Origin of the sequence: Amycolatopsis sp. NPDC102389, from assembly GCF_044765885.1 — a bacterium.
GTDB lineage: Bacteria > Actinomycetota > Actinomycetes > Mycobacteriales > Pseudonocardiaceae > Amycolatopsis.
On sequence record NZ_JBIWKX010000077.1, the window covers coordinates 1 to 11,826 of the forward strand.

At 67.9% G+C, this 11,826-nt stretch carries 11 protein-coding genes; 8 read left to right on the forward strand and 3 right to left on the reverse strand.

The features are described 5' to 3' along the window. Nucleotides 1-138: 138 nt before the first annotated feature. Both ACIRGA_RS36815 and ACIRGA_RS36820 read right to left on the reverse strand, forming a co-directional pair. The gene (locus tag ACIRGA_RS36815) at nt 139-636 is read right to left on the reverse strand and encodes a hypothetical protein (protein WP_400950594.1); all 498 of its coding nucleotides are present in this window, start codon (nt 634-636) and stop codon (nt 139-141) included. Between the two features lie 57 nt (nt 637-693). Next, on the reverse strand, nt 694-1,284 hold the full coding sequence (locus ACIRGA_RS36820; protein ID WP_378444581.1) for a TetR/AcrR family transcriptional regulator: 591 nt from the start codon (nt 1,282-1,284) through the stop codon (nt 694-696). A gap of 151 nt (nt 1,285-1,435) precedes the next feature. Between ACIRGA_RS36820 and ACIRGA_RS36825 the strand changes: the two genes are divergently transcribed. From ACIRGA_RS36825 to ACIRGA_RS36860, 8 genes are all read left to right on the forward strand, one after another. Beyond that, nucleotides 1,436-2,245, forward strand: a complete 810-nt coding sequence (locus tag ACIRGA_RS36825) for an SGNH/GDSL hydrolase family protein (RefSeq protein WP_400950599.1) — start codon at nt 1,436-1,438, stop codon at nt 2,243-2,245. A gap of 175 nt (nt 2,246-2,420) precedes the next feature. After that, entirely contained in the window at nt 2,421-4,034 is a 1,614-nt protein-coding gene (locus ACIRGA_RS36830; protein WP_400950602.1) for a carboxyl transferase domain-containing protein, read from the forward strand. Nucleotides 4,035-4,036: 2 nt separating this feature from the next. Beyond that, the gene (locus ACIRGA_RS36835; protein WP_400950605.1) at nt 4,037-6,022 is read left to right on the forward strand and encodes an acetyl/propionyl/methylcrotonyl-CoA carboxylase subunit alpha; all 1,986 of its coding nucleotides are present in this window, start codon (nt 4,037-4,039) and stop codon (nt 6,020-6,022) included. Then, on the forward strand, nt 6,019-7,173 hold the full coding sequence (locus tag ACIRGA_RS36840; RefSeq protein WP_125673906.1) for an acyl-CoA dehydrogenase family protein: 1,155 nt from the start codon (nt 6,019-6,021) through the stop codon (nt 7,171-7,173). Before ACIRGA_RS36835 ends, ACIRGA_RS36840 begins: the two co-directional genes overlap by 4 nt. 133 nt (nt 7,174-7,306) lie before the next feature. Continuing rightward, nucleotides 7,307-8,074, forward strand: a complete 768-nt coding sequence (map, locus tag ACIRGA_RS36845; protein ID WP_400950610.1) for a type I methionyl aminopeptidase — start codon at nt 7,307-7,309, stop codon at nt 8,072-8,074. Between the two features lie 9 nt (nt 8,075-8,083). Next, nucleotides 8,084-8,590, forward strand: coding sequence for a GNAT family N-acetyltransferase (locus ACIRGA_RS36850; protein WP_400950614.1), 507 nt, complete (start codon nt 8,084-8,086; stop codon nt 8,588-8,590). 86 nt (nt 8,591-8,676) lie between these two features. Continuing rightward, on the forward strand, nt 8,677-9,540 hold the full coding sequence (locus ACIRGA_RS36855) for an SDR family oxidoreductase (RefSeq protein WP_400950619.1): 864 nt from the start codon (nt 8,677-8,679) through the stop codon (nt 9,538-9,540). Between the two features lie 117 nt (nt 9,541-9,657). Further along, on the forward strand, nt 9,658-10,713 hold the full coding sequence (locus tag ACIRGA_RS36860; RefSeq protein ID WP_400950622.1) for an alpha/beta fold hydrolase: 1,056 nt from the start codon (nt 9,658-9,660) through the stop codon (nt 10,711-10,713). Here the strand turns inward: ACIRGA_RS36860 and ACIRGA_RS36865 are convergent. Further along, on the reverse strand, nt 10,677-11,684 hold the full coding sequence (locus ACIRGA_RS36865) for an MASE1 domain-containing protein (protein WP_400950625.1): 1,008 nt from the start codon (nt 11,682-11,684) through the stop codon (nt 10,677-10,679). The genes ACIRGA_RS36860 and ACIRGA_RS36865 overlap by 37 nt on opposite strands. Between the last annotated feature and the right edge of the window lie 142 nt (nt 11,685-11,826).

Genomic DNA, 11,826 nt, shown 5'->3' on the forward strand with positions numbered 1-11,826 from the left:
TTCTGTCGCAAGACCAATCGTCCCAAGTCAGAGGGCATCTGCGCGCCTACGACACGATCAACTCACCACAAACATCGGTGGATCCAGGTCAGACGTCGCGAAAGTGGCTTTCGCGACACCTGGCGGAGCCAAGCCCGGCTAGTCCTCGACGGCGTCCGAGATCCAGGGCGCCACCGGCAGATCCCGGTCCAGGCATTCCGCCGACAGCCGGATCGTCCACCGCAGCGCCTGCAGCACCAGGCTGTCGACCTCGTCCGGCGCGGCGTTGGCGAGCGCGATCTCGACCTGTTCCTGCGCGGCCTCGCTGTTGCCGTGCACCTCGGCCAGCAGCGTGCGGACCGCCGTCCGGACGGGCGGGTCCGCCTGGTCGATCGAGACCTCTTCGCCGTCCTCGTCGAACACCTGCACCTTGACCGGCGCACTTCCTCCATCACCCAGCGTCGACACCATGGCGCTGCATTCGCCGAACAGCATCATCACGAGCTCTTTGGTCTCGTCGGCGCGGGCCTGGGGCTCGGCGGCGGTCGGCATGAGCTCGTCGAGCGCCTCGGCGTCCTCCCCGAGGCTGATCGCCACGAGCGCACGCTGCGCCTTTTCGACGAGCCTCCGCTCGTACTCGCTCCTGTCCGGCTCCACGTGCCTATCAAACACCAGAGGACGGAAAAGTGGGGATAGGCCGAAACCCGGTCGTGGTCACTTGGCGGCGTGCAGTGCACCCAGCGCGAGACGGCAGAGCATCTCGGCCAGTTCGCTGTCACCGAGATGGCGGTTGTACGGCGTCGAGTTGATCAACCCGAAGACCGCGTGCGCCGCCGAGCGCGCCTGCCGTTCGCCGATCCCCGGGACGGCGTCGCTGATCGCGCGCACCCAGACCTCGACGTACTGGCGCTGCAGGGCGCGGACCTGCTTGCGGTCACTGTCGGTGAGATTGGCGAGGTTGCGTTCCTGGACGGTGATCAGCGCGGGATGCGTGAGCGCGAAATCGACGTGAAAATCCACCAGTGCTTCGAGAACCTCGCCCGGCTCGTCCCGCTGGCTCGCCCTGGCCGTCCCGCCGTCGAGCAGATAGCGGCTGATCGAGTTCAGCATCTCACCGAGGATGGCGTCCTTGCTGCGGAAATGCCGGTACAGCGCCGGGCCGGAGATGCCGACGGCCGCGCCGATGTCGTCGATGCCGACGCCGTGGAAACCGTGGTGGGCGAAGAGCTCGGCGGCGGCGGCCATGATCTGTTCGCGCCTGTTCGCCTTCTCGCCGTTCACGAGTGGGGTGGGGTTCGCCGGCATCTGGCCATATTAAGGCCGCGTGTTAGCGAGCGCTAACACGCGGCCGTACTTCCAGCCTGAGCCAAGTGGGCTACCTGGGGAAATGACCCTTTTGCGTGGGGCTACCACCTGGTAATGCTGTGTCTCGTTAACTTGTCACGAAGGAGTGACCATGGCCGTCCCTGCTCGGATCAAAGCTCTATCCTTCACTCGTTTAGGTGCGGCCCTGGGGGTCGCTGTCCTTGCCACCCTCGGTCTCGCGGGCACCGCCCAAGCGGCGACCAACTACGTGGCGCTCGGTGACTCGTACTCGTCCGGCGTCGGTGCCGGCAGCTACGGGAACTCGGGCGACTGCATGCGCAGTGCCAACGCCTATCCCCAGCTGTGGGCCAACGCCCACGCCGGGACCACCTTCAAGTTCGTCGCGTGCTCGGGGGCGCGCACCGGCGACGTCCTCAACCAGATCGCGAACGTCACCTCCAGCGCCACGCTGGTGACGGTCTCGGTCGGCGGCAACGACGCCGGTTTCGCCGACGTCATGACCACCTGCACCACCGGCAGCGACCAGACCTGCATCAACCGGGTCAACACCGCGAAGACCTACGTGAACAACACGCTTCCCGGGCTGCTGAACAACGTCTACAGCAAGATCAAGGCGAAGGCGCCCGGCGCGAAGCTGGTCGTCCTCGGGTACCCGCGCTTCTACACGGTGCCGGGTTCGTGCTCGGTCGGGCTGAGCGACACGAAGCGCACGGCGATCAACTCGGGTTCCGACGCGCTGGCGTCGGTGCTCTCGGCCCGTGCCTCCGCGAACGGTGCGAAGTTCGTCGACGTGCGGAGTGCCTTCACCGGGCACAACATCTGCTCGTCGGCCGACGACTACCTGCACAGTCTCACCTGGCCGATCGTCAACTCGTACCACCCGACGGCCGCCGGTCAGCGGGGCGGCTACTACAACCCGCTGGTCTCCGCGATCGGCTGAGTTCCGTAGCGAGGGCTGAAAGGGCCCTTCACCGCATGCCATGCGGTGAAGGGCCCTTTCGTCGCGTGTCATGCGGGTATGGCGTCCTTCAGCCCCGGCCCGGTGGACAAGCGACGTTAGTGGACGTTAACCTGTGCGCGTGAGTTAACGACGGCTAACTTGGCGACGAGGAGCCATGGACACACCCGTACTGAGCACTTCGGCCGATCCGGGCAGCGACGAGTACGCCCGCAGCGTCACCTCCCACGCCGAGCTGGTCGAAGACCTGCGCAAGCGGCTCGCCGCCGCCCGGCTCGGGGGCCCGGAGAAATCCCGCACCCGCCACGTCGAGCGGGGCAAACTCCTGCCACGCGACCGGGTCGACACCCTCCTCGACCCGGGTTCGCCGTTCCTGGAGCTGTCCCCGCTGGCCGCCACCGGACTGTACGACGACGAGGCCCCATCGGCCGGGATCATCACCGGGATCGGGCGGGTCTCGGGCCGCGAATGCGTGATCGTCGCCAACGACGCGACGGTCAAGGGTGGCACGTACTACCCGATGACGGTCAAGAAGCACCTGCGCGCGCAAGAGGTCGCGCTGCACAACAACCTGCCGTGCGTCTACCTGGTGGACTCCGGCGGGGCGTTCCTGCCGAGGCAGGACGAGGTCTTCCCGGATCGTGAGCACTTCGGCCGGATCTTCTACAACCAGGCCACGATGTCCGCGCGTGGCATCCCGCAGATCGCCGCGGTGCTCGGCTCCTGCACGGCGGGGGGCGCGTACGTCCCGGCGATGAGCGACGAAGCGGTCATCGTGCGGAACCAGGGCACCATCTTCCTCGGCGGCCCGCCGCTGGTGAAGGCCGCGACGGGCGAGGTCGTCACGGCCGAAGAGCTCGGCGGCGGCGACGTCCATTCGCGCCAGTCCGGCGTCACCGACCATCTGGCCGAAGACGACGCCGACGCGTTGCGCATCGTTCGCTCGATCGTGTCGACTTTGGGCCCGCGCACGCCGCGCCCGTGGGACGTCCTCCCGACGGAGGCCCCGGTCGCCGACCCGAACGAGCTGTACGGCGTCGTCCCGACCGACCCGCGCGTGCCCTACGACGTCCGCGAGGTCATCGCGCGGATCGTCGACGGCAGCCGGTTCGGCGAGTTCAAGAAGGAGTACGGCTCGACGCTGGTCACCGGGTTCGCCCGGATCCACGGCCACCCCGTCGGCATCGTCGCGAACAACGGCGTCCTGTTCGCCGAGTCCGCGATGAAGGGCGCGCATTTCATCGAGCTGTGCGACAAACGCTCGATCCCGTTGCTGTTCCTGCAGAACATCACCGGGTTCATGGTCGGCCGCGCCTACGAAGCCGGCGGCATCGCCAAGCACGGCGCGAAGATGGTCACCGCGGTGGCCTGCGCGCGCGTGCCGAAGCTGACCGTCGTCATCGGTGGCTCGTTCGGCGCGGGCAACTATTCGATGTGCGGCCGCGCGTACTCGCCGCGTTTCCTGTGGATGTGGCCGAACGCGCGGATCTCGGTGATGGGCGGCGAGCAGGCGGCGTCGGTGCTGTCGACGGTCCGCCGGGACGCCATCGAGGCGCGTGGCGGTGAATGGTCCACAGAGGACGAAGAGGCCTTCAAGGAGCCGATCCGCGACCAGTACGAGGCGCAGGGAAGCCCGTACTACTCGACGGCGCGGCTGTGGGACGACGGCGTGATCGACCCGGCGGACACCCGCACGGTGCTCGGCCTCGCGCTGTCCGCGACGGCCAACGCGCCACTTTCCGATGTCAACTACGGCGTCTTCAGGATGTGAGCATGTTCGACACGGTTCTGGTCGCCAACCGCGGTGAGATCGCGGTCCGCGTGATCCGCTCACTGCAGGGGCTCGGCATCCGTTCGGTCGCGGTGTACAGCGACGCGGACGCCGACGCCCGGCACGTCCGGGAGGCGCACACGGCTGTCCGCATCGGCCCTGCCGAAGCGGCGAAGAGCTATCTGTCCATCCCGGCGATCGTCCAGGCGGCGCTCGACACGGGCGCGCAGGCGGTCCATCCCGGCTACGGCTTCCTCGCGGAGAACGCGGAATTCGCGCGTGCCTGCGCCGAGGCGGGCCTGGTCTTCATCGGCCCGCCGGTCGAGGCCATCGACGCCATGGGCGACAAGATCCGCGCCAAGGCGACGGTGTCCAAGGCCGGTGTCCCGGTGGTGCCCGGTGCGTCCGATGTGGACATTCCCGAGGGTGGTTTCGCCGCTGCCGCTGAGAAGGTCGGGTTCCCGCTGCTGCTCAAGCCGTCCGCCGGGGGTGGCGGAAAGGGTATGCGGCTGGTCAACGAACTGTCCGAATTGGACGCGGCCGTGGAGTCCGCCCGCCGTGAGGCCAAGGGCTCGTTCGGTGACGACACGCTGCTCATGGAGCGGTTCGTCACCACGCCGCGCCATATCGAGATCCAGGTGCTCGCCGACACGCACGGCAACGTGATCCACCTCGGTGAGCGCGAGTGCAGCCTTCAGCGGCGGCACCAGAAGATCATCGAAGAGGCGCCGTCCGTGCTCCTCGACGAAGCCACGCGCGCGAAGATGGGCGCGTCCGCCGTCGAGGCCGCGCGCTCGGTGGGTTACGTCGGCGCGGGGACGGTCGAGTTCATCGTTTCGGCCAAGGCGCCCGACGAATTCTTCTTCATGGAGATGAACACCCGCCTCCAGGTCGAGCATCCGGTGACCGAGCTGGTGACCGGGCTCGATCTCGTGGAGTGGCAGGTCAAGATCGCCGCCGGCGACGTGCTCACCGTGTCGCAGGACGATGTCCGGTTGGACGGCCACGCCGTCGAAGCCCGCGTGTACGCCGAAGATCCCGCGCGCGGTTTCATCCCGACCGGCGGAACCGTGCTCGCGGTCCACGAGCCGTCAGGCGAGGGCGTACGCGTCGACTCGTGGATGAGCGAGGGCGCGGTCATCGGCTCGAACTACGACCCGATGCTGGCCAAGGTCATCGCCTGGGGCCCGGACCGCGCGGCCGCGTTGCACCGGCTCGATCTGGCGCTCGCGGACACCGCGTTGCTCGGCGTCGGCACCAACGTCGCCTTCCTGCGCGGGCTCCTCGCCGACGGCGACGTCCGCGACGGCAAGCTCGACACCGGCCTCGTCGACCGGCGACTGTCCACTTTGGTCTCCGAAGAGGTGCCGCGGGAGTTCTTCGTGGCGGCGGCGCTCGACAGGCTGCTTTCCTTGCAGCCGCAGGGATCCGTCATCGATCCGTGGGACGTGCCCGACGGCTGGCGGCTCGGCGGGTCCGGTGGAATCGACTTCGCGTTGAAGTCGGGAAGTTCCGAAGTCGTCGTGCGGGTGCAGGGCACTCCGGCGAACGCGCTCGTGAGCGTCGACGACGACGAACCGGTGCGGGTTTCCGCGCGGCGCGAGGGCGATTTGCTGGAAGTCCGGCATCCCACCGGTTTCCACCGCTACCGGCACGCGGCCGGGAGCGGCAGGACCGTGTGGCTCGCGCGTGACGGGCACAGCTTCGCCATCGGCGAGCGTGAACGGCTGCGTTCGGCCGCCGGTGCCGCGGGCGGCGCCGGGCCGGTCACCAGCCCGATGCCCGGAACCGTGCTGGTGGTCAAGGCCGCCGCCGGTGACGTGGTGAGCGCCGGGACGCCGCTCGTGGTCGTCGAGGCGATGAAGATGGAGCACACGATCACCGCGCCGATCGACGGCGTGGTCAGCGAACTCCCCGTCCGCGCGGGCCAACAGGTCGCGCTGGACGAGACGGTAGCCGTGGTGACACCCCAAAAGGATGAGCAATGATCGACTTTCGGCTGGATGACGAGTACGAGGCGCTGCGCAAGACGGTCGAGGAATTCGCGCGTTCCGAGGTCGCCCCGGTCATCGGCGACCTCTACGAGCGGGAGGAGTTCCCGTACGAGATCGTCGCGAAGATGGCCGAGATGGGCCTGTTCGGCCTGCCGTTCCCCGAGGAATACGGCGGCATGGGCGGCGACTACTTCGCGCTCTGCCTGACGCTGGAGGAGTTGGCGCGCGTCGATTCCTCGGTCGCGATCACCGTCGAGGCGGGCGTTTCCCTGGGGGCCATGCCGATCTACCGGTTCGGCACCGAGGAGCAGAAGCAGAAGTGGCTCCCGGAGCTGTGCGCCGGCACCGCGCTCGGCGCTTTCGGGCTCACTGAACCCGGCGGCGGTTCGGACGCGGGCGCCACCCGCACCCGCGCGAAACTCGACGGCGACACCTGGGTGATCAACGGCAGCAAGTCGTTCATCACCAACTCCGGCACCGACATCACAAAACTGGTCACGGTCACCGCCGTCACCGACGTGAAGGAGAACGGGCGCAAGGAGATCTCGGCGATCATCGTCCCGTCCGGCACGCCGGGCTTCGCCGTCGCGCCGAAGTACTCCAAGGTCGGCTGGAACTGCTCGGACACGCACGAGCTTTCGTTCGACGACGTCCGTGTCCCGGCCGAGAACCTGGTCGGCGAACGCGGCCGCGGTTACGCCCAGTTCTTGTCCATTTTGGACGAAGGCCGGGTCGCGATCGCCGCGCTGAGCGTCGGGCTCGCGCAGGGCTGCGTCGACGAATGCCTGCGGTACGTCAAGGAACGCGAGGCGTTCGGGCACAAGATCGGCGAGTACCAGGCGATCCAGTTCAAGATCGCCGACATGGAGGTGCGCACGCACACCGCGCGGCTGGCGTACTACGCGGCGGCGTCGAAGATGCTGCGCGGTGAGCCGTTCAAAAAGGAGGCGTCGATCGCGAAGCTTGTCGCGTCGAACGCCGCCATGGACAACTCGCGCGACGCGACGCAGATCTTCGGCGGGTACGGCTTCATGAACGAGTTCCCGGTGAGCCGGTTCTACCGGGACGCGAAGATCCTGGAGATCGGTGAGGGGACCTCGGAGGTGCAGCGGATGCTGATCGCGCGGCACCTCGGCGTGGCCTGACCCGTGTTTCGCGTGACTGGAGCCGTCACTCGCGTGATTGAAGCCGTACCGGCTCTGATCACGCGAGTCACGGCTCCGATCACGCTAGTTACGCCTTGACGCACGCGATAACTATACCGGTATAGTTATCGGCATGGTCGACTTGAAATCCTCCACCGAGCTGGACGCCATGCGCGAGTCCGGCCGGGTCGTGGCGCGGACGTTGCAAGCGGTGAAAGAGGCGTCGGCGATCGGCGTGAGCCTGAAGGAGCTGGACGAGATCGCCGCGCAGGTGATCCGGGACGCGGGCGCGAAGCCGTCGTTCCTGCACTATCGACCGCACTCCGCGCCGACGCCGTTTCCCGCCGTGATCTGCGCGAGCTTCAACGACGTCGTGGTCCATGGCATCCCGTCGGACTACCGGCTGTGTGACGGCGACCTGGTCAGCATCGACGCCGGCGCCTACATCGACGGCTGGCACGGCGACGCGGCGATCAGTTACGTCGTCGGTAAGGCTGATCCCGCCGATCTCGAACTCATCGCGACCACCGAACGCGCGCTGGCCGCGGGGATCGCCGCCGCGCTGGCGGGCGGCAAGATGGGCGACATCTCCCACGCCGTCGGCGCTATCGGTCGCGAAGCCGGATATGGCCTCCTCGCGCACCATGGCGGCCACGGGATCGGCCGCCGCATGCACGAGGATCCGCATCTGCCGAACGAGGGCAGGCCCGGCCGCGGCAGGCGGCTCGAGCCGGGCCTGGTGCTGGCGATCGAGCCGATGTTCATCGCCGACGGCCGCGACTCCTACCGGATCGACGACGACGGCTGGACCCTGCGCACCGTCCGGGGCGCCAGGGCCGCGCACGTCGAGCACACGGTCGCGATCACCACAGAAGGTCCGCGTGTCCTCACGATGTTGTAGAACGGAAGAATGAGCGATTTCATCATCCGCCAGGGTGGTTCTGGGGACTTCCAAACGTTGCTGGACATGTTCGACGAGGTCGTCGCTTGGCTGGCTTCGCGCGGCAGCGAAGGGCAGTGGGGGACCGAGCCGTGGTCCACGATCCCGAAGCGGGTCGAGCGGGTTCGCGGGATGGCCGACGGGCCGGGCCTGTACATCGCCGAGATCGACGGCCAGGCGGCCGGGGCGATCATCCTCGGCGACCGGTTCCCGCATGTCTCGCCGGTCGACGAACCGGAGATCTACATCGGCCTGCTGCTGACCTCGCGCAAGTTCACCGGTCACCGGGTCGGCTCGCGGCTCATCGAGTTCGCGCTGGCCGAGGCGCGAGAACGCGGCATCGGGCTGGTGCGCGTCGATTGCTGGGCCGGTGGAGACGGCGACCTGCAGCGGTATTACGAGAGCCAGGGCTTCAAGCCGACGGAACGCTTCGACGTCAAGGGCTGGATCGGGCAGGTGTTCGAGCAGCGCCCGTAGGACTGGCGTCTCCGAGGCTTCCGGTGCACCATAGTTGACACATCGCCAACAGTGCCCCGGACAGTGAAGTCGCAGAGGAGACCGGCATGGCCAAACGTGAACGTTCCCTGGCAGGCAAGGTCGTCGTGATCACCGGAGCGGCGCAGGGCATCGGGGCCAGTACCGCGACGGCGCTGTCCCGGCTCGGCGCCAAGGTGGTCATCGGCGACCTGGACCAGGTCCTCGCCGAGAAGACCGCCGCCGAACTGGGCGCGGAGGCGCTGCCGCTCGACGTCACCGACACGCGCGGCTTCACCGAGTTCCTCGACGAGGTCGAGCGGCGGGTCGGCCCGATCGACGTGCTGATCAACAACGCGGGCATCATGCCGCTCGCACAGCTAGACGAAGAAGACGACGCGGCGACCCGCAGGCTGCTCGAGATCAACCTGCACGCGGTCATCCACGGCACCAGGGAAGCCGTGAAACGGATGCGCCCGCGTGGCACCGGCCACATCGTCAACATCGCCTCGATGGCGGGGAAGGCCGGCTTCCCCGGCGCCGCGACCTACTGCGCGACGAAACACGCCGTCGTCGGTTTGTCGGAATCGGTGCACCTGGAACTGCACGGGACGGGCGTGCTGGTGTCCTGCGTGATGCCCGCGGTGGTGCGCACGGAACTGGCCAGCGGGCTCGGCGAGGCGAAGTTCTTCAAATCGGTGCAACCCGAAGATGTGGCGCAGGCCATTGTCGATGCGTTACGCCGTCCCAAATTCGACGTCTTCGTGCCCGCGTCACTGGACGCCATGGGCAGGATCACACGGCTGCTTCCGCGCCGTCTCGGCGAAGGACTGATCCGAGCACTCGGCGGCGACAAGATTCTGTCCTCCGCAACGCATTCCAGTGCTCGCGCGGAGTACGAATCACGCGCCGCGCGGAGTGCCCCGGCGGCGGAAAAGGGCACCGATTCTTAACTCGTACGGCCTAGCCACTGTCCGAAATGGACGGCTTGGGCCGGCGGTGGTGTTGAGTCGTGCGCCCCCAAGCGGCAAGATTACGTCTTACCGCGTTGATTCCTCAGGAGGCACACCATGGCCACACCCCCGGCACGGCTCGCCGCCGCCGCGTCGAACGTCGTCGGGAAGGTGCTGCACGGTGGTGTCGCGGATCTTCGCCCGGTGCCGCGCGTCCTGATCGACCAGGGCCCCAACCGTTCCGTGTACCGGCTGACGAACGGCAAGGGCCCCCAGGCGGGCCCGCCGGTGCTGCTGGTGCCGCCGCTGGCCGCGCCCGCGCTGTGCTTCGACCTGCGCCGCGGCTGCAGCCTCGCCGAGCACCTGGTCGAGGGCGGCCGCAACACGTACCTGGTCGACTACGGGAACGTCGCCTTCTCCGACCGGCGCCTCGGCATCGAGCACTGGATCGACGAGGTGCTCCCGCGCGCTATCCGCAAGGTCAGCGAGGACTCCGGCGGCCAGGGCGTGCACGTCGTCGCCTGGTGCCTCGGCGGGATCTTCTCCCTGCTGACCACCGCCGACCAGCCCGATCTGCCGATCGAGTCGATCGCGACCATCGCGTCGCCGTTCGACTTCACCGCGATCCCGCTGATCGCCCCGTTCCGCCCGCTGGTGGACCTCACCGGCGGCCATCTGCTGACCCCGATCTACCGCGTGCTCGGCGGCGCACCGTCCTATTTGGTCAGCCGGGTCTTCCGGGCGACCGGGATCAGCAAGGAGATCACCAAACCGCTCGCCATCCTGAAGAATCTCGACGACCGGGACTATCTGGCGCAGATCGAGGCCGTCGACCACTTCATGGACAACATGATCGCCTACCCCGGGCGGACGTTCGGCCAGATCTACCACCGGTTCTTCCGCGCCAACGACCTCGCCGAGGGCACGGTCGACCTCAACGGCCGCATCATCGCGCTCTCCGGGGTGAAGGTGCCGACACTGGTCATCGCCGGGCAGAACGACACGATCGCGCCGCGTGCGGCCGTCGAGCGGCTCACCGAACTGCTGGACAACTCGCCGTCGGTGACCTTCGAGACCGCCCCCGGCGGGCATCTGGGTGTCCTCACCGGCCGGAAGGCCCGCGGGACCACGTGGCGCTACCTCGACCGGTTCCTCGACGAACAGGCCGCCTGAGACTCGTCGTCCTCGCGCTGGGTGATGGCGCTGCGCAGGGATTGGCGCGGCGCGATCATGTCCACCATCTCGGTGATCTGACGCCAGGCGTCGGCGATCTCGGCGGTCGCGCGATCGCGCTGCAGGACGATCGTGGACAACGCCAGCGCGGTGAGGCCGACTGTGGCGTCGTAGGCCTGTACATGCAGCATCCGGGCCGCCAGGTCGTAGGAACCATACGAGCCGAGACCGCGTACGGCGCCGAAGATCGTGAAGGTGCAGACGCACAACGAACACAGCAGTGCCCCGGCCTGGCGGAACCGCAGCGCCGCCCACACGAGCACCGGGAAGACCAAGAACAGCTTGGACATCATGGTGGACGCGACGATCGCCGTGCCGAGGACGAAGACCGCGAGGGCCGCCGCCTCGCCCCAGCGAGCGAGCGAAACCCGCTTCGGCACGCGGAATCTCGGCGTCAGAAGCAGCAGCGGCGTGATCGTCAGGACGCCCATCGCGTCGCCGGTCCACCACACGAGCGCCGTCGCCCAGAATTCCCCAGACCTCAGCGCGCCATCGAGGACCAGTGCGCCGGTGCCCAGCGTGGCGCTGACGGCCGTGCCCCCGATCGCCCCGACGACCACCAGGAGGACGGCGTCGGGAAGCCGTTCGAGCTGGTTGCGGACGTCTAGCCGGCGCATCACGGCGTAGGCCAGCATCGGGCCGATCACGTTCCCCGAGGAGATCACCAGGACCGTGATCAGAGAAGGACCGAGGGCGACGTTCGTCAGGAGGGCGCCGAGGAAGATCCCCGGCCAGAACCGCAAGCCCAGCAGCATCGGCACCGCCAGCGCGACACCGGCGGCGGGCCACAGCGGCGAGATCTGTTCCCGCACTATCGCCCACTGGATGCCGATCTGACCCGCCACGAAGTAGCAGACGGTGACGCCGAGGACGATTAGGCACCAGCGCGTGGCAGGGGTGAGCGGTCTCATCGCAACTCCGGCCTTCGCGGGCTGGGAAGCTAAGAGAGTACCTCTGTCCGGCCGTCAGGGCCGTTCACTTGATGGTGTTGTCATTCTGTTGGGAATAAACGAAAAAGGGGCCCGTGCAGCTGCACGGGCGCCGGGCTCGGAT

Bases quoted from the DNA above. Each gene is read 5' to 3' on its own strand.
- ACIRGA_RS36830 (WP_400950602.1), top strand. From the start codon at position 2,421: ATGGACACACCCGTACTGAGCACTTCGGCCGATCCGGGCAGCGACGAG.
- ACIRGA_RS36820 (WP_378444581.1), bottom strand. From the start codon at position 1,284: ATGCCGGCGAACCCCACCCCACTCGTGAACGGCGAGAAGGCGAACAGG.
- ACIRGA_RS36855 (WP_400950619.1), top strand. From the start codon at position 8,677: ATGGCCAAACGTGAACGTTCCCTGGCAGGCAAGGTCGTCGTGATCACC.
- ACIRGA_RS36835 (WP_400950605.1), top strand. From the start codon at position 4,037: ATGTTCGACACGGTTCTGGTCGCCAACCGCGGTGAGATCGCGGTCCGC.
- ACIRGA_RS36825 (WP_400950599.1), top strand. From the start codon at position 1,436: ATGGCCGTCCCTGCTCGGATCAAAGCTCTATCCTTCACTCGTTTAGGT.
- ACIRGA_RS36865 (WP_400950625.1), bottom strand. From the start codon at position 11,684: ATGAGACCGCTCACCCCTGCCACGCGCTGGTGCCTAATCGTCCTCGGC.
- map (WP_400950610.1), top strand. From the start codon at position 7,307: ATGGTCGACTTGAAATCCTCCACCGAGCTGGACGCCATGCGCGAGTCC.
- ACIRGA_RS36850 (WP_400950614.1), top strand. From the start codon at position 8,084: ATGAGCGATTTCATCATCCGCCAGGGTGGTTCTGGGGACTTCCAAACG.
- ACIRGA_RS36840 (WP_125673906.1), top strand. From the start codon at position 6,019: ATGATCGACTTTCGGCTGGATGACGAGTACGAGGCGCTGCGCAAGACG.
- ACIRGA_RS36860 (WP_400950622.1), top strand. From the start codon at position 9,658: ATGGCCACACCCCCGGCACGGCTCGCCGCCGCCGCGTCGAACGTCGTC.